At 62.0% G+C, this 16,662-nt stretch carries 19 protein-coding genes and 1 pseudogene; 9 read left to right on the top strand and 11 right to left on the bottom strand.

Annotated features, from left to right (window positions below; all coding sequences use genetic code 11):
* Positions 1–19: 19 nt before the first annotated feature.
* Positions 20–274, bottom strand: coding sequence for a hypothetical protein (locus IB263_RS05250; RefSeq protein WP_034789359.1), 255 nt, complete (start codon positions 272–274; stop codon positions 20–22).
* 808 nt (positions 275–1,082) lie between these two features.
* Between IB263_RS05250 and IB263_RS05245 the strand changes: the two genes are divergently transcribed.
* Both IB263_RS05245 and IB263_RS05240 read left to right on the top strand, forming a co-directional pair.
* Positions 1,083–1,223 (top strand): hypothetical protein, encoded by a 141-nt coding sequence (locus IB263_RS05245; protein WP_164475066.1) that lies wholly within the window; start codon positions 1,083–1,085, stop codon positions 1,221–1,223.
* A 314-nt stretch (positions 1,224–1,537) separates the two neighbouring features.
* On the top strand, positions 1,538–1,876 hold the full coding sequence (locus tag IB263_RS05240) for an MmcQ/YjbR family DNA-binding protein (protein ID WP_034789357.1): 339 nt from the start codon (positions 1,538–1,540) through the stop codon (positions 1,874–1,876).
* 56 nt (positions 1,877–1,932) lie between these two features.
* On the opposite strand, the gene IB263_RS05235 is transcribed toward IB263_RS05240, so the two are convergent.
* Entirely contained in the window at positions 1,933–2,400 is a 468-nt protein-coding gene (locus tag IB263_RS05235; protein ID WP_034789489.1) for a YcgN family cysteine cluster protein, read from the bottom strand.
* A 152-nt stretch (positions 2,401–2,552) separates the two neighbouring features.
* Between IB263_RS05235 and IB263_RS05230 the strand changes: the two genes are divergently transcribed.
* The 3 genes from IB263_RS05230 (at position 2,553) to IB263_RS05220 (ending at position 6,051) form a co-directional block, all read left to right on the top strand.
* Positions 2,553–4,769, top strand: coding sequence for a transglycosylase domain-containing protein (locus IB263_RS05230; RefSeq protein WP_113188870.1), 2,217 nt, complete (start codon positions 2,553–2,555; stop codon positions 4,767–4,769).
* A 156-nt stretch (positions 4,770–4,925) separates the two neighbouring features.
* Positions 4,926–5,513, top strand: coding sequence for a DUF1214 domain-containing protein (locus IB263_RS05225; protein WP_192437834.1), 588 nt, complete (start codon positions 4,926–4,928; stop codon positions 5,511–5,513).
* Positions 5,506–6,051 carry a DUF1254 domain-containing protein gene (locus tag IB263_RS05220; protein WP_192437832.1) on the top strand — a complete coding sequence of 182 codons (546 nt, stop codon included), beginning with the start codon at positions 5,506–5,508 and terminating at the stop codon, positions 6,049–6,051. The genes IB263_RS05225 and IB263_RS05220 overlap by 8 nt, the downstream gene beginning before the upstream one ends.
* Before the next feature lie 181 nt (positions 6,052–6,232).
* Here IB263_RS05220 and IB263_RS05215 read toward each other — a convergent pair whose 3' ends face one another.
* The 3 genes from IB263_RS05215 to IB263_RS05205 form a co-directional block, all read right to left on the bottom strand.
* Positions 6,233–6,403 (bottom strand): hypothetical protein, encoded by a 171-nt coding sequence (locus IB263_RS05215; protein ID WP_164475067.1) that lies wholly within the window; start codon positions 6,401–6,403, stop codon positions 6,233–6,235.
* Between the two features lie 322 nt (positions 6,404–6,725).
* The gene (locus IB263_RS05210; RefSeq protein ID WP_060516210.1) at positions 6,726–7,007 is read right to left on the bottom strand and encodes a hypothetical protein; all 282 of its coding nucleotides are present in this window, start codon (positions 7,005–7,007) and stop codon (positions 6,726–6,728) included.
* Between the two features lie 154 nt (positions 7,008–7,161).
* The gene (locus IB263_RS05205) at positions 7,162–7,863 is read right to left on the bottom strand and encodes an SH3 domain-containing protein (protein ID WP_082566256.1); all 702 of its coding nucleotides are present in this window, start codon (positions 7,861–7,863) and stop codon (positions 7,162–7,164) included.
* Between the two features lie 294 nt (positions 7,864–8,157).
* Between IB263_RS05205 and IB263_RS05200 the strand changes: the two genes are divergently transcribed.
* A complete protein-coding gene (locus IB263_RS05200; RefSeq protein ID WP_192438022.1) occupies positions 8,158–9,231 on the top strand; it encodes a DUF2336 domain-containing protein in 1,074 nt (357 codons plus the stop codon).
* 62 nt (positions 9,232–9,293) lie between these two features.
* On the opposite strand, the gene IB263_RS34650 is transcribed toward IB263_RS05200, so the two are convergent.
* The 5 genes and pseudogenes from IB263_RS34650 to IB263_RS05180 all read right to left on the bottom strand — a co-directional run bounded on the left by IB263_RS34650 (position 9,294) and on the right by IB263_RS05180 (position 13,221).
* On the bottom strand, positions 9,294–9,851 hold the full coding sequence (locus IB263_RS34650) for a hypothetical protein (protein WP_371814049.1): 558 nt from the start codon (positions 9,849–9,851) through the stop codon (positions 9,294–9,296).
* 159 nt (positions 9,852–10,010) lie between these two features.
* Positions 10,011–10,217 (bottom strand): annotated as a pseudogene (locus tag IB263_RS34645) (MerR family transcriptional regulator); the annotation flags it as partial.
* A 65-nt stretch (positions 10,218–10,282) separates the two neighbouring features.
* Positions 10,283–10,642 (bottom strand): DUF1491 family protein, encoded by a 360-nt coding sequence (locus IB263_RS05190; RefSeq protein WP_192437827.1) that lies wholly within the window; start codon positions 10,640–10,642, stop codon positions 10,283–10,285.
* Between the two features lie 79 nt (positions 10,643–10,721).
* A complete protein-coding gene (locus tag IB263_RS05185; RefSeq protein WP_060516213.1) occupies positions 10,722–11,684 on the bottom strand; it encodes a peptidoglycan-binding domain-containing protein in 963 nt (320 codons plus the stop codon).
* Positions 11,656–13,221: a HAMP domain-containing sensor histidine kinase gene (locus IB263_RS05180; RefSeq protein WP_192438021.1), complete on the bottom strand. Its 1,566-nt coding sequence runs from the start codon at positions 13,219–13,221 to the stop codon at positions 11,656–11,658. The genes IB263_RS05185 and IB263_RS05180 overlap by 29 nt, the downstream gene beginning before the upstream one ends.
* Before the next feature lie 641 nt (positions 13,222–13,862).
* Between IB263_RS05180 and IB263_RS05175 the strand changes: the two genes are divergently transcribed.
* The 3 genes from IB263_RS05175 (at position 13,863) to IB263_RS05165 (ending at position 15,802) form a co-directional block, all read left to right on the top strand.
* Complete coding sequence (locus IB263_RS05175) at positions 13,863–14,309, top strand: DUF5330 domain-containing protein (protein ID WP_060604068.1); 447 nt, start codon at positions 13,863–13,865, stop codon at positions 14,307–14,309.
* Positions 14,310–14,494: 185 nt separating this feature from the next.
* Positions 14,495–15,205: a hypothetical protein gene (locus tag IB263_RS05170; RefSeq protein ID WP_192437825.1), complete on the top strand. Its 711-nt coding sequence runs from the start codon at positions 14,495–14,497 to the stop codon at positions 15,203–15,205.
* Between the two features lie 174 nt (positions 15,206–15,379).
* A complete protein-coding gene (locus tag IB263_RS05165) occupies positions 15,380–15,802 on the top strand; it encodes a SufE family protein (RefSeq protein WP_034789482.1) in 423 nt (140 codons plus the stop codon).
* Positions 15,803–15,934: 132 nt separating this feature from the next.
* Here the strand turns inward: IB263_RS05165 and mucR are convergent, their stop codons facing one another.
* On the bottom strand, positions 15,935–16,366 hold the full coding sequence (gene mucR / locus IB263_RS05160; RefSeq protein WP_034789336.1) for an exopolysaccharide biosynthesis transcriptional regulator MucR: 432 nt from the start codon (positions 16,364–16,366) through the stop codon (positions 15,935–15,937).
* Between the last annotated feature and the right edge of the window lie 296 nt (positions 16,367–16,662).

Here is a 16,662-nt window from a genome sequence, read left to right as displayed (position 1 = left end):
GCGGCGCTGCAGGGATAGCCTACATCGGCACCTTGACGGTGACCTTCTTCGGCCTACCGCCATTGCCAGGAACAAGCACGGTGATCACGCACTGGCCATCGGACGTCGGCTGTGCCGACAGCAACTCGCCACCAGTGTCGGCAACGACCTGCGCTGCAGCCGCGCTGCAATCGCCGGACACACGAACGACAATATCCGACGGCACGCTGATCGCAGGCGGGCTGAAGCCGGCGAGGCCTGCAGCAAGCGCGGCTATGATCACTGGTGAAGACATGAACGCACTTTCGACTTGGGAAGCATCATGGCAGAAGCAATAACCGAACGAGGCTGAATGGCAAATGAATGTCGGCCATTTGGACCGGCAGGCACTACCGAGAAACGCATTACCTTCCCCGAAATCCGACCTTAGATTGCGGCGATTCTTCCCTGGTGGAAACCCGCATTGCTCATTCCCTTGCCAAGCCATAGCCGCTTCCTGCGACAGTTTTAGCGACGCAATCACGCGAGGAACACGGCCCGGAACCCAAGGCCACCAGACGACGCCAGCCAACGGTCAGCTTTCGTTAAGCATGTTTCGCTAGCATCTCTTCGCCGGCATGCGCTAACGCGAAAGAACCCGTTCCCGATCAAGCGCGGCATGGCTGCGCACGCATTTTCTCGATTCTTTTGAATCCTTTGGCGGCTGTCGCTCGCAGCGTGAATCAAACATCTCAGAAACTGATTCAGGTCCGTCGGCGCCGCTCCCGAACAAGGCTCAGCCATCGTGTCCTTCGAACCAGTCGACGCAATCCGTCATGACGGCACCGATCACGTCGCAGCACCGTTTCTCTCTTAATAGGGAGCCGCGAAACGGCTGGCCCTTTGCCGCAATCTATGCGCGCAAATTACTTCAAAAATACCTGCAACTTAAACCTGTTGACGTCCGGGCGCGATGCGTGCTGTGTATAAACGAAAAATTAATCGATTTAAAGATTTTTCAATCGTTTAAATGATTTAAGCCACTGATTTACAAAGCCTTTGCGATGTGAAATTGTCCGCCACACCTTACACCATGAAACCGTCACAGAACCCGGGAGGATCGCATGCAGACGCTCGCAAACAACCAGCCCGCATCTCAGCAGTCCAAAGTACCGCAATCGTTGCTCGACCGTTTCGAGAGCGAATGGCGTGAGATGCGCGCCGCGAGCGAGGCAACGCCGAAGCCGGTCGCACCGGCCGAATGAGGCACGCCTGAGTGGCGCGCCTAGGCGTCACCGGCCCTTCACCTCCATATCCATAGATTGTCGTCGGACAGCGCCTGTTTAAGGCGTCTTTCGACATTCCGTAGCGAACCGGCGGTGAGCCTACCACCGCCGGTCGCGGCGTTTCCGGCCCTATGCCGCGGGTGATCGACCACTGACCGTAAAGGCCATAAAGGCAGCCCGATCAGGCTCCGCCAGCGCCCTTCTCGAGCCCGCGCTTCAAGGACACCCCTTGTAATTTTTGTAGTGATTTTCAGCCTTTTTGCCATTCGGCAAAAGCATGTTAATCTTTCTTCATGCTGACGGAAGAGATCGAAAGACTCGCGCTGAGCCTGCCTGGAACGGAGGAAAATGCGCATTTCGGAACGCGAGATTTCCGCGTTGGGAAGCGTATTTTCATGAGCCTGCCGGAAGCCGGGCGCGCTGTTTTCAAGTTCACACCGGATCAGCAGCGCATGCTTCTGGAGATGGAACCCGGCGTCTGCGCCGCGGTGCCCGGCGGCTGGGGCGACCGTGGCTGGACCTCGCTCTATTTCGTCCAGGCCGACGAGGATCTCGTGCGGCAGTCGATGGAGACGGCGTGGCGCAACGTTGCGCCGAAGAGCCTCGTCAAGAAGAACGGCGGCAGCCATTAGAGGCGTCGCGGTCGACACACTGCCAAAACGATTCCGCCGCCTCGACTAACCCCTTGTCACTCCACGTTTTCCTGCCCCACTTCCAGCGGCCAGGTGACGAGATAATCCTCATAGTCGTCGACGTCGATGCCGTCTTCCGCAACGGTGCGGCCGCGGACGGAAATGCCCGCGGCGTGAACCGTTTCCGGATCGGCCGAAATCAACGGATGCCACCAGTAGAGATCGCGCCCTTCAGCCACCAACCGGTAGCCGCAGGTCGGCGGCAGCCAGGTGATCTCGCGCACGGCCTTCGGCGTCAACTGGATGCAGTCGGGCACCGTCGCCTGGCGGTTGGGATAGTCCTTGCAGCGACAGCTCTCGCCATCGAGAAGCGTGCAGCGGATCGAGGTCCAGGCGATCTCGCCGGTGTCCCAATCCTCGAGCTTGTTGAGACAACAGAGGCCGCAGCCGTCACAGAGGCTTTCCCACTCGGTATCGGTCATGTCTTCAAGGCTTTTCGCCTTCCAGAAAGGCATTTCGCCCATCGTCATCACACTTTCGTCAAATCGCTCGCGATACAGAAATTTCGCAGAAAATTGCCGGTTTTTTAAGGCCGGCGGCGCGATATGCAAGTAGATTGGAATTTGACGCCGTGCAAATATTACATGGCGCCGGCATGATGCCGTAGAGCCTTCAGGTGGTTGAGACCGTGCGGGAACCGAGGAAAGACGATAATCGGCCGAAGAAACGGCACATCTTTCTCAGGATCGACTCCTGGATCGATTCCTCAGTCTGGAATGCCGGTTTCAAGCTGGGGCAATGGTGGGAAGACACTACCATCTTCTTCCGCCGCTTCCGCGTGACGGGCTGGAAAAAAGCCGTCTTCGAGGTGCTCGGCGAAGGCATGAACTGGGGCACTGTCGGTTCGGTGCTGATGCTGGCGCTCGCCCTTCCGGCCTTCGAAGAAACCAAGGGCAACTGGCGTGCCCAGAGCGATTTCGCCGTCACCTTCCTCGATCGTTACGGCAACGAGATCGGCCATCGTGGCATCATCCACGAAGATTCCGTACCGATCGACGAGCTGCCCGATCATCTGATCAAGGCGGTGCTGGCGACCGAAGACCGGCGCTTCTTCGACCATTGGGGCATCGACTTCCTCGGCCTTGCCCGCGCCATGACCGAAAATGCACGCGCCGGTGGAGTCGTCCAGGGCGGTTCGACACTGACGCAGCAGCTCGCCAAGAACCTCTTTCTGTCGAACGAGCGGACGATCGAGCGCAAGATCAAGGAAGCTTTCCTCGCCGTCTGGCTCGAATGCAACCTGTCGAAGAAGGAAATCCTCCGGCTCTATCTCGACCGCGCCTATATGGGCGGCGGCACCTTCGGTGCGGCAGCCGCGGCGCAGTTCTATTTCGGCAAGTCGATCACCGACGTGAGCCTTGCCGAGTCGGCGATGCTTGCCGGCCTCTTCAAGGCGCCAGCCCGCTACGCCCCGCACGTCAACCTGCCGGCCGCACGCGGACGCGCCAACGAGGTTCTGACCAACCTCGTCCAGGGCGGCCTGATGACCGAAGGCCAGGTGATCGCCGCACGCCTCAACCCGGCGACGGTCATCGACCGCGCCCAGGTGAAGGCGCCCGACTTCTTCCTCGACTGGGCTTTCGACGAAGTCCAGCGCATCGCCCGCCCCTTCGCGCAGCACTCGCTGATCGTGCGCACCACGATCGATATGGGCCTGCAGAATGCCGCTGAAGATTCAGTGGAATCGAGCCTGCGCCAATATGGCGAGAGCTTCCGCGTGAAGCAGGGTGCGCTGGTGATGGTCGAAAACGGCGGCGCCGTGCGGGCCATGGTCGGCGGCCGCGATTATGGCGAGAGCCAGTTCAACCGTGCGACACGAGCTCTGCGTCAACCGGGCTCTTCCTTCAAGGTCTATACCTACGCGGCAGCGATGGAAAAGGGCATGACGCCGGAAACGGTTGTCGTCGACGCGCCGATCACCTGGCGCGGATGGTCGCCACAGAATTATGGCCGCAGCTATGCCGGCCGCATCACCATCCTGACGGCCATCGCCAAGTCGATCAACACCATTCCCGTGCGCCTCGCCAAGGACAAGCTCGGCACTGACTTGATCGCCCAGACGGCCAAGGACATGGGCATCGAGACGCCGATCCGCACCGACAAGACCATGCCGCTCGGCACCTCGGAAGTAACCGTGCTCGACCAGGCGACGGCGTACGCGGTCTTCCCGGCCGGTGGCATGCAGTCACGCCGGCACGGGATCAGCCAGGTCCTCAACTATGACGGCGACATTCTCTACGATTTCGGACGCGACGAGCCGCCGGCGCGGCGCATCCTCTCCGAAACCGCCAATACGTCGATGAACTCCATGCTGACGCAGATCCCGGTCATCGGTACGGCGCGCAAGGCTGCGCTCGATAACGGCATCGTCGTCGGCGGCAAAACCGGCACAACACAGGCCTATCGCGACGCCTGGTTCGTGGGCTTCACCGGCGACTATACGACCGCGGTCTGGTTCGGCAACGACGACTACACCTCGACCAACAACATGACCGGCGGCTCGTTGCCGGCGATGACCTTCAAGCGGCTGATGGACTACGCCGAACAGGGCATCGAACACCGGACGATCCCGGGGATCACCGCGCCGACGGCGCCGGCGAAGCAGCCGCCGCAGGTGGCAACCGCGAAGCCGGACGAAAACGCATTGCCGCCGCTGGTGCGGCCACGCTCGCTTTCGACCGATGTCACCCGGCTGCTGCGCAGCATCGGCGAGACCTTCGAAAAGGCCCCCGCACTGAAGGCGCCCGAGAAGGCCGGCGGCAAGCTTGCCTCTCTCGGCGCGGATGAAGAACCACGGTCCGCACAGGCGCAGCCCGATGCCGCCAGCAACTGACGTTTCGGGCATGTCCACTCTTCTTCCGCTTCGCGGTTGCGGTGTCGGGTTCGGGACCGGCGATGCGGTCGCCGTTGCGCCGGGCGCGGATTTCGGCGACATAGGGTGTCAACGCGGCGGTGCTGAGCCGCAGGACCATATCCGGTAGAGTCGCCCTTGTTTCGAATCCCCTTCCTCGTCGCGCTTACCCTTGCCATCACCTTCGGCGGCGGCATCGCCTCGGCGGTATGGGCGTTGAAAGCGACCGTCGGCTTCGGCTCGATCGCGATCGGCCCCTGGGTCGCCTTTCCCGAGGCGCAGACGGCCAATGCCGACCCGTATGCCAAGGCACATCGGGCGCGCGCCGGCGAGTTGCTCTATGGCGGCGCCGAAGGGCTGATGTTCAGTGCTCAGGTCGATAGCAAGGGCGAGAAGCTTCAGGCGGCCTGCTCCTATGATGTTGCGGGGCTGACGCCGCAGGCCCGCTTCTGGACGCTTTACGCCGCAAATGCCGAAGGCCTGCCACTGAGGCCGGGTTCCGACCTCCCCTCGGCGCTCAATTCCTGGAGCGTTCTGCGCGGCGAAAACAGTAACTTCAGCATCCATGTGTCGCCGAATGCGAGGCCCGACAACTGGCTGGCCGTGCGCCACTCGGGCACGTTCCGGCTGGTGCTGACGCTGCTCGATACGCCGACGGCCGGCTCGTCCGGCCTGATCGATCTCGCCATGCCGGTTATCACCAAGACGGGTTGCGGCGATGCGTAGCGTGCTCTTCGCCACAGTTCTCGGCCTGGTCGGCGCCGCCCTGCTGCACATCGTCATCGTCCTGGCGCTGCCGCAGTTCACCGGCCGCGATGCCTATACCCGCATCCTCGGGCTTTTGGAGATGGACAGTTTCTTTGCGCTGACCAGCACACCAGGGCCGACTGGCCTTGCCAATGACGATCCTTATCTGAGAACCGCGGTCTGCAGCTTCTCGATCTCGGATGGACCGGCGCGTTTCCTCGCCAGCGGCAACGTGCCGTTCTGGTCGCTCGCCGTCTTCGACGGCAATTCGAACGAGGTCTTCAGCATGAACGACCACACGGCGGTCAACGGCAAACTGGACCTTGTCGTCGCAACGCCAATCCAGTTGGTCGAGTTGCGAAAATCTCCGCCACAGGCGCTTGCACAATCGATCATGGTCGAGATGAAGGAACAGGATGGCTTTGCCGTGCTGAGAGCGATGGCGCCGGTCGACAGCTTCGAAGAGCAGGTCCGGAACTTCCTTGCGGAATCGACCTGCGAACCGTTCCGTCGCTAGAGCATCCGCTGTGGTCGTCGAGCAACAGGGGCAAGCTAGGAAAATCCACGCCGAGATGTGCGGCGATGATTCGATGCCGCGTCGGGCGCAGCAGTGCATGGGGATGAGCCCGCAGAACCGGGCAAGGACAGTGTCTTGAACGCGACCGTTTGTGTCGCCTAATACGCAGGAGTGCCGCGGCTCACTGCTTCTTGATGCGGCGTCCGTCCGGCGCTGTCGGCTGCGGGTCGCGATCGAGGCGCTCGTAGCGGATGCCGGTGAACAGCAGCACTTTCGCTCCACCCGAAATGGCCGGAGGCCGGTGCGGCGGTATACGAACCTTGCGGTCCTGAATTCTGATAACGTCTGCCATGCTCGTCTCCACAAATCTTGAGACGGATGAACTACCGTACAGATTTCACCCTGCCCTTCTCGGGCCAGCGCATTTTCCCAGATCTTTCCTGGACAGGCGCGCCTTTCTCGTTTGCTCCTTCTTCCGGTCGCCCGGATGTTGCTGTTCTGGTTCACGACGCGACCCGATGATACCGGGTCCGCTTCGATTGAGCCACAGGTTGGTTAACAGATTACTAATAAACGATCTGCAACCCCAACCTGCGTTCAGTATGTCTGTCGAACGGTCCCGGCGATGTATCCAAGGTAACAACGGCAATCCGGGCGAAGACCCGCCTCACCCGCTAGCGCCGGGACATCAAACCGAACAGGAAGGACACGCCCGCAACGGCAACCAGGGTCGACAGAGGCTCTTCGCGCACACGCTCGCGCACGCGCTCAGCCAGAAGATCCGCCTCGCCCTGCACAACCGCTTTCGTGCTCGTTCCGATCGCCGTGACCGCTTCCGTCAGGCGGGCGATTTCCGCGCGCAGCTCGGCGATCTGTGCGTCAACCTCGGCGCGGGCGTCCGATTCGGCTTCACTCACGGCAACTTTTTCCACCGCTTGCAGTTTCTTTTCGACCATTACAACGCTCCCTTGTCTGCGCGGGCTCAACGCGCCGGCTGGCGTTTGGTTCCGCCAAAAACCGTTGAAAGCAGGTTCGCGAAACGCAAAACGGGCGACCAGGGCCGCCCGTTTTTTCCCATCAGACAAGGCGCGCCGACGCGCCGTGTGCGGATCAGTTCTCGCAGTAGGGATCGTCGATCTGGCAGCGAACCATCGGAGCCGGACGGGCGCGCTCATAGACGGTGCCGTCGTCCTGCCGCACGCGCACGCCGTCGTCGCGGCGTTCCCAATCACGCCGATCCTCGCGTTCTGTCCGCTGACGGCGCCATTCGTCGTCGCGCCACTTGTCCTCGTCGCGCTGCCGGCGCTCCCAGTCGCGCTGATTACTGCGCCGCTCACGCTCCCAGTCACGGCGCTCGCGCTCGCGCTGCCGCTCCCAATCGCGGCGATCACGCCGGTCATCGACCCAATCCGGTCCGCGGCGCCAGCGATCGCGTTCACGATAGAAATCGCGGCCGCGGTAGTTGCGGTCCCAATAGTTGTCGAACTGGAAGACAACCGTCGGAATGCCGAGCGGGCGATAATAACGCGGTTCGACATAGACGCGGTTGCGTCGATAGTCGGCCTGGACATAACGGCCGGCAACCCAGCCACGGCCGCCGTAGAACGACACGTCGCACCACGGCAGATCCGCAAGGCAGCCATGGATTTCGACTGATTCGCCCACCGGGATCATCGACACCGCCGGGTAGCGCGTGCTCGGACCGGAGCGCATGTTGACGTTGGCGGTAGCAAAACCCTCGGCAGCCTGCGCAATCGCCGGAGCCACAAGGAGCGCGCAGACCGCCGCTGCGCGCAGAATAAATTTCTTCACAGTTCCATATCTCCCATGGAGAGGCCCCTCTTCACACGGCCCCAAACGTCGGCGGGCGTCCGGGCCCTTCACCGTCGCCGCGATAACTCATGACAGCATGTGGATTTTTTATGGCTACGGCCGCGGATGTCCCCGAGATTTGCGGTGCCGGCGCGGCGATCCGTAGGCGCTCCGCCCGCCCTGGGTGTGCCGCAAGCCTGAATAAAGCTCCAACATCCATAGTTAACAGTACGCTAACGCTTTTCTTCTAATTTTTGCGACGTGTGCCGTTCCGGATCGCCGGCAATGGCGATCATGTTTTGCGTGCAGGGAATTATCGTGACGGATCGCTTTCGTGAGTTGGAAAGGCCACAGACTGGCCGCTTGAAGGACGTCGTCCTGATGGCGACCGTCACCGGTTTCGAAAGCCTGCGTTTTCCCCGCAAGTCCGACATGAAGCAATTTGCCGAGCTGTTCGAGCCGCTCTTCCTTGGTTCCAGCAACGAAGCCCGCCGGCAGGCTGCAGCCGCCCTTTCGCAATGCCAGCAAATTCCAGAGACAGTCGCAGCGCTGATCGGCGGTATGCCGATCGCCATCGCGGCAATTTTCCTGACCCGTTCCAAGGCGATCGCGGACCGTACGCTGATAACGATCATCCGTGAGCGCGGGCCGGAACATGCCGCCGCCATTGGCCGCCGCCCGAACCTCTCTCCGCTCGTCGTCGATGCGCTCGTCGAACATCACAACCCGCCGGGACTGGCAGCGCGCAGCAGCGCCGTGAAAGCGGCAGCAGCAGAGCAAGCGAGCCAGGAAGACGAAGCCGCTTCATTGCGTACAGCGCGCGAAGAGGCGCTTCGCCGCGAGATCAAGGCGCTCGCTGGCGCCCGTCCGCAAAATATTCCACAGACGCCGTCGTCCGCGACGATGACAGACGTACATGCCGCTCTGCTCGTGCGTTTTGCGAGGAGCGGCGAGATTATCCTGTTCTCGCGTGTCCTCGGTCAGGCGCTCGGCACCAGGGATGCGCAGGTCGAGCGCATCCTGCTCGATATTTCCGGACAACTGCTGGCAACGAGCCTGGTCGCACTCGACGTCGATGTGGCCGATGCCGGCTTCGTGCTTCAGGCCCTCTATCCACATCTTCGCGAGCCCTTTGGCGAAACCAGCCATGCCGCCGCCTTGATTGGCGCCATGGACCGCACCGCCTGTCGCGCGCAGCTCGATGCCTGGCTCGAGGCGGAAGCCGAAAACGCGGCGCCCGCGGCAAGGCACGAAGCCTATTTTGCCGAAAATACTGCAAACGACACGCGCCACGTTGGCCCGCGCAAAGTTGCAGCAACGTCCGTCAACGGCCAGCCGCAGCGACTATTTGGCCGCCGCCGCGGCTGACACATGCTGCCGTTCATGCGGGCATGTCTCGCAACTTCGGCGATCGAGCCGACCTCCCCGCCCTAGAAAAGCTGCTTCATCGCGTCGATGATCCAGCTCCACTCACGACCGGTCGGAGCCTGCGGCGCCTGTCCCCGCAACACCGCCATCAATTCCTGGTAACGCGCCGAACGGGCGTGGTGCTTGCGGTACTGTTCGAGCTGCCAATCCAGGAAAACCTGATCCGGAGCCCGCTTCATCGCCCTTGCCGACTGCGCCAGCCAATCGGCAGCGATCTCTCTGCCGACGGCTGATTGTGGAGCAAGGTTGTTTTCGATCGCCGCCCTCACCCGCGCAAAGGTGGCTTCGGCGGCTTGAGCGTAGGCGGCGGGATCGAACTCTTCGGTCCACAGATCCGACATGTGGGCGCGCATCTCGGCGGCATAGGCCTTGTCCGACAGCATCTCCATCAGTTCCGCCCAGGCGTCGACCTGTTCGGCTGTCGGGTCGTCCGGCAGGTCCGGCGTACCGGCATCCATCATTTTCGTCTTCCACGGCGCATCCATCGGCGCGCCGCCGGCGACGTCATCATAGAAACGCTCGAGCGCGGCACGAAATTCCGTCTTTGAAATCCTGGTCACAGTCCACAATCTCCTGAGATCCGTTGGGGAGGGTTCATGGATCCTCAAAGCCATTCTCAAGGCCGTGGCGATCCGGCGTTTTGACCGGATTTCCGTTTCGAGCGTTCGAAGCCGCAAAGCCAGAACGTCGGTAAACGAGGTTCGGTTGGCCAGGATCTTGCTGATGTCCGCGAGGCTCACGCCCGCTTCACGCAGGGCAAGAACAAGGTCCAGCCGCGCCAGGTCGGCCCCGGAATACATACGGTAACCGCTCTCCGTCCGTGTGGACGGTGGCAGCAACCCCTTGTCCGAGTAAAACCGAAGCCGCCGGACCGGTACGCCGCTCAGCTTCGAAACTTCGCCTATCGAAAAGATTTGATCGCCCATAAACGCGTCCTACGGCCTCCACCAAGTGGAGAGTCAAGCAGGTCGGCGCATTCGGCAAGACGGCGTCAGGGCTGGCCTTTTCCATCTTCGGCAACGACCTCGAACAGATCGCCGCGGTCGTCCAGCTCGATCTCCACGATCCAGCAATCCGGATCGAAGCGGATCTCGCTTACAAGCGCCGCGTCGACCTGCTCGGCGTCGCTGTCGCTGAGCCGCACTTCGAACTTGCGGCCGAGATCAATCTCGTCGGCGAAGAAATTCTGCGGCGCCGGGGCAAAGAGCGTCTCGGTGCCCAAACGCGTCCGCTGGCGAATGAAGATCGCGCCGGCGTCCTCTGCTCCCTTGCGCAGCACCGCGGCATAGCCGCCAAGCGAAAACGCACGACGCAGCAGGGACGAGACGAAGATGTGGGACTTCAGGCGCATGGGAGGCTGATACACGCGCGGAGCGAAGGAGGCAAACCGCAGCTGAGCGACGACAGGCGCGGGGCGTGCATTAAATGCGTCAGAGCGCGCCGATTTCCTTGAGCTTCTTCAGCACCTGGGGATTGGGTTCGCCGGTCTGTGGCAGGCGGTAGTGCTTTTCGAAGTGGCGAATGGCTGCCCGCGTCTGTTCTCCGGCAACACCGTCGACCGCCACGTCCGCATAGGCGAGGTTGCTGAGACCCTTCTGGATGTTCAGCACCAGTTCGCTCGATACCGGAATTTCCGCGCGCGGAACGAAGGTGCTTTCCTTCTCGGCCGAGCGGATGGCCGCAGCGACCGGATCGATTTCCACGCCCCCGCCCTTCGTTTCGAAAAGCGGCCGCCCAGCCGGAACCGCGGCGGCCTTTTCAGCCGGTGCAGACTTCAAGGCCTGCAGCAGCTCGACGCTCGCCGCGCCGGTTCCCGTGCGACCCGCCCGCTCCTCGAACCTCAGGATCGCGGCTGCCGTGCGCGGACCGCTCCGTCCGTCCGGCGCGCCGTCATAAAGGCCGATCCGGCCCAATTCCTTCTGGATCTCGGAGACAAGCTTCGACTGCGCCGGATCCGGCACGCTCGCGACCCGTTCGGGCGACGGCTTTTCCGACGCCGCGTCCGCAGAGGCAGACGCGATCACATCCTCGACGTTTTCAGCCTTTGCCTCACCCTCGCGCTCGATAACGAAGGTGGTCACCTTTCGCGGCTCGATCTCCTCGCCCTTGGCGATGGCGATTCGCTGCGCCGTTTCGGCGCTGACTAGCGGGACGCGGGTGCGCAACAGCGGCGACGGGTGCGTGCCGTGCTGATACCACATGGCATTGGCCGCAACGAAGGAGAACACGACGAGGAAGGCGGCCGAGCCACCGGACACCAACGGATGGCGCGCCATCAGACGACCGGCAAGCCCAGCACCCCGTCCGGCAAGGACCAGCCCGCGCACGGCCAGGCCGGGCGTTTGCCGCGCAGCCTTTTTCCGGTCAGGCTGTTTTCGCTTGCGCGGTGCCATATCCCCGTTCCTCGTTCAAGCTTTTCCCCTCGAACCGCCCCCCTTCGGCGGCCGGGGCGACATCACAATCCTTCAGGCGCGGTGGAAATTCCACCGTCACCGGCGTACGCGCTTCTTCCTGCTCCGCGCAGGCGATACCGGAGCCATCACGCGGCAGCGTGACGACGATGACGGTACCCTCGCCTTCGCGGCTACGGATGGAAAGCTCTCCGCCGTGCAACGCAACCAGACCCTTGACCAGCGAGAGGCCAAGGCCGGTGCCTTCGTAGCGACGAGTATAATCGTTCTGGATCTGGACAAAAGGTTGACCAAGCAGCGCCAGCTTGTCGGCCGCAATCCCGATGCCGGTATCGCTGACGGAAAGCTTCAGCATCGCGCCGTCGGCCTCCGCATCGATCGTGACGACGCCGCCCTGATCGGTGAACTTGATGGCATTGCCGACCAGATTGATGAGGATCTGCTGGAAGGCGCGCTGGTCTGCGTTGATCTCGCCGATGCCGCGGGTGATGCGGCTTGCAAGCTTCACGCCCTTTTCCGTGGCCTGGTGCGACAACATCGCCTCGCAGGCGGAAACGGCTTCGGCCACACCGAAGGGCTCGGGCATCAACTCGTAGCGACCGGCTTCGATCTTGCTCATGTCGAGCATGGTGTTGACGACGGAAAGCAGGTGCTCGCCGGACTTATGGATCAGGCCCACATATTCGCGCTGGCGATCGTTCTCGAGCTTGCCGAAATACTCGCCGGCAAGCACGTCGGAAAAGCCGAGAATGGCATTGAGCGGCGTGCGCAGTTCATGGCTGACGGCGGCAAGGAAGCGCGTCTTGGCATCGTTTGCCGATACCGCCTCGGCTGTTCTGGCCGCAGCTTCGGCGCGCAGGCCCGCTTCTTGCGAGACATCACGCGACTGAGCGAGGATCGCGACCAGCCGGCCATTGTCGTCGCGCAGCGGCGCCAGCTCACAGGACATATAGACAAACTGTTCGCCTTCGATCGGCAGCGTGCGCCGCTCGATGCGGATGTCGACCGTCGCCCGGTCGCCGCCCTGGCGAAGAATGTCGATCGCGCTCAGGAAGGTGATGCGATCGGATATGTGGATCTGCTCGATGAAACCCCGGCCCGCTGGATCGCGCATCAGGGTCAGATGCTCGACCGCGTCGCGGCCGTGCACGGAAAGCACGTTGCCGCGCAGATCATGCACAGTCACCAGACCCGCAAAGAGGTCATAGGCGGCAGACAGATCCGGAACGACCGGCTCCAATGGCGGTGCCACATCTTCCGGCGCGCGGCCGCGAACAATCGCGCCGGCAGCCGCAAGCAGCGAGGCCGAGGCCCAAAGAGCGGTGCCCAAAGGAAGAGCCGAAGACACGGGCATGGCGAGCGACAGGGCAAGCGGCACCACCGGCAGGGCCGTCAGGGAAACCGCTGCCAGCGTGCGCAAACGCTTCGCATGGCGGAGATCGGCCGGCGAAGACGCCTCACGACGGGGAAGCCACAGGGCCGCGACCTCGTCCACACGGGACGTCCATCTGCCAGCCATGTTACGCAATACGCTCACGCTTTACCCTGCTACATTTGTTGTTCTTGCGAGGCCGACGCTCTCTGTTTTCACGACCCTTTGGATCGAGACTCAAGCCGCCTCGTGACATGTCGGAATCTCGCATCCCCGGCTTAATGAAAGAATAAACGCGGCCGTGCCGGAACCGTGCGAAACGGTCGAAAAATCCCGTTTTGAGCCAAATCGGGCGACCTTCATTTCTTGTGGTTAATGGGGCGTAAGCAACGGATTTCTGTGCATTTTCTGCACTGTGTTAACGATTGTGGCGCGGCTTTTGGCGTGCGATTGCCGCTGCGTTCGGGGTTGCCGCGCCCGGCTCTGCCACGAACCTTAACGGCGAACGCTAAAATGCGACACAAATGCCCTGCAAATCGCCGGACACCGGCATTTCATTAAAATTTGAAGCAAATGCCGCTCGATTTCGAAAAGCCGTCTTGTGATTCCCGCCGTAATGTCGATCTCAACAAGGGGCCGGGCACCAAGAGAACGCCGGCAGGCTCCAAGGATTAGAAGGTGGCGTGAACGGGTATCAGGGGATACCACGGCGCTGCGGGATGTCGAAGGTGCAAAAGCCAGCTACAAGACTGGTGGGCCGCGGCAGCCGAACGAAGGATGGGCAGAACATGTGGTTTCTCATCAAGGCGACATTCTGGTTTTCGCTGGTACTGGTGTTGCTGCCGTTCCTCGACCCTTCGAGCGCGCAGAAACTCGAACACGCCCCGAAAGTAGAACTCGGCGACACCTTCTCTGCTGCCAATGAGGCGTTCCAATACATCAGCGCCATCTGCATCCAGAAGCCGGATGTCTGCCAGAAGGGTGCCGAAACCTTCGTTGCCCTCGGCCACCGAGCCCGCGAAGGCGCCCGCATCGCCTACGAATTCCTCGACACACAGTTTGCCGAAACCGATGCCACGACGCCGGATGCCAAGGTGACGACCGGTACGGTCACGCCGGCTGCCGACGTGGCAGCTCCGGCGACCGAGGTCAGCACCCTCGACGCCGAACCGGTCTTCAAGCGCACCCCGGTTCCGGAAAAGCGCCTCGACCCCAAGGCTGCCGTTATCCAGTGACCGCGCCGCATCCTGCACATTCCTGACTTACTGCCTGACTTGCCGTCCCGTTGCGGCCGCCGCGAGGATCCCATCCCCTCGCGGCGTTTTCTTTTTTGCACCCGCAACCGCTGATTTTCTCGCCGCACAGCCACACGCAAGCCCTGCCTGCTTAGGTCCGCCGCACCGACGGCTGGAGGCAGACAATGCAGATTTATGGGCTTTTCTCGAACGCCAGCGTGACACGCCCGGCGGCGTCCGGCGCCGCCCCCGGCGCAGTTGGCGAAAGCAAGAGCCCTGCCTCGACCGCCCTGCTTCTTGGCCGCGATGACGAAAGTGCTGCGAACCGCGCCGCTGCCGCTAAAAAGAAGCTCGACGAAGTCAAGGAGCAGCTCCGCATGCTCCGGTTCTTCGCATCGGACCCGGAAACGCTTGCAAGGCTCGCCAAGCAGCTTGCACAACAGCTCGGCACGGCCGCCCAACAGCTGGCCGGCGCCGGCGGCGGGGGAGCGGCAAGCGGCGTCGCATCCGCCTCGGCCGCAGCCGTGCTTGCCGATGCCGGCACCGTGCAGGCAGATGCGTCCAGCGCGCAAACCGATGCCCCCGTGGCCGGCGGTGAGGCTGAGCCCTCTTCGGAACGGACAAGCTTTGCCGAGCGTGCCTATCGCGAATTCGGCGGGGATGACGGCGGCTCCGATCCCCTGGCGGAGGTGGCAGCCGAACTCAAATCCGTTGCCGAACAAGTGAAGCAACTGCTGCGCAAGGCGGAGCAGGAATTACGCGCCAAGGGATCCGGCCGCGATGCGGATGAGGCCCGGACCGCCGGCCAGTCGCTTTCGGCCGCCACCGGCAATATCGAGGGCGCTGGCGGCAACGTGACCTTTTCAATCAGTATCCCGACAAGCATCTCGGTCTGACCAAGAGATAGGTGCTCCGCATCCGTCGTATATTTGCCGGTTCTCAATGGCTCTGCCATCGCCTATATGAAGGCTGAAAGCTCGAGCGCGTGAAAGCGGCGGGCAAGAACAGTAATGAAAGTGTTCGCGGCAAGGACCGGCGAGCCTATAATCTCCCGACGAATGGACCGGACCATGACGACGCTCGACCAGATCATCGACGATTTCGCCTTTCTTGAAGAATGGGAGGATCGCTATCGCTATGTGATCGAGCTCGGCAAAGCGCTGCCGGAAATGCCCGAGGCCAAGCGCACGCAGGAAAACAAGGTTCAGGGTTGTGCCAGCCAAGTCTGGCTCGTCACCAATGCGGCCGGCAATCCCGAGGATCCCGTCCTTAATTTCGAGGGCGAGTCCGACGCCCATATCGTGCGCGGGCTCGTCGCCATCGTGCTTGCCATCTACTCCGGCAAACATGCCTCCGACATCGCCCGGATCGATGCGATCGACACCTTCGGCAAGATCGGCCTGATCGAGCATCTGTCGACCCAGCGCGCCAACGGTCTGCGCTCGATGATCCGCCGCATCAAGAACGAGGCGGAGCTTCGCCTGGCGGCTTGAACAGCGCGGGGCCGGACGCACGACCTTCTCCATTGCCATCGAAACACAAAGGCCGGACACTCTGGTCCGGCCTTTGTGAACATGCCCATATCCGTCATGCGCGGGGCAATTGGGCCCGCGGGACGACCAGTCTTACTTGCCGCGACGCTTGCGGCGCTGGCCGAGACCCATTTCCTTGGCGAGGCGCGAACGTGCTTCCGCATAGGCGGGCGCGACCATCGGGTAATCGGTCGGCAGGTCCCACTTCTCGCGGTATTCTTCCGGCGACAGATTGTGGTGGGTCATCAGGTGGCGCTTCAGCGACTTGAAGGTGCCGCCGCATTCGAGGCAGGTGATCTGGTCGTCCTGAACGGACTTGCGGACCGATACGGCCGGCTTCGGCTTTTCGACGGGGATGACGACCGGCGCGGGAGCCGCCGTGTTGTTCAGCGCCGAATGCACATCTGCGATCAGCGTGGAAAGCTCGGCGACCGGAACCACATGATTGCTGACGTAAGCGGCAACGATTTCCGCCGTCAGCTCAACCAGAAGTTCATGGCTCGCGCCAAGCGCTGTTTCAGTCATTTCTTTCTCCTATCGGACTTAAGCACAACCCGAAACGGCGTTTCGGGGGAGGAACGCTTGCAAGAGCCGTCAGGAAGCCTTGGCTGCCTTGGGATGGACCATCAACGCGGCAAGGAGAAACACCGGCCGCGATATCAAGAGCTGGAATTTGATTACAAAACCTGCTGCCGAGTCACCGGTGACGACCGAACTCTCAAAGCAACAATCAGCATTCACAACTCAAGCTGGAATTTCAGATCAAAGTATTTTCCACGACGACACTTTACATTTACTCGATTAACATCGATGCGCGAAAA

Origin of the sequence: Ensifer sp. ENS03 (assembly GCF_014852035.1) — a bacterium.
Lineage (GTDB): Bacteria > Pseudomonadota > Alphaproteobacteria > Rhizobiales > Rhizobiaceae > Ensifer > Ensifer adhaerens.
Note: the sequence above shows the minus strand (reverse complement) of the source record. Positions and strands in the feature narration are given on the sequence as shown.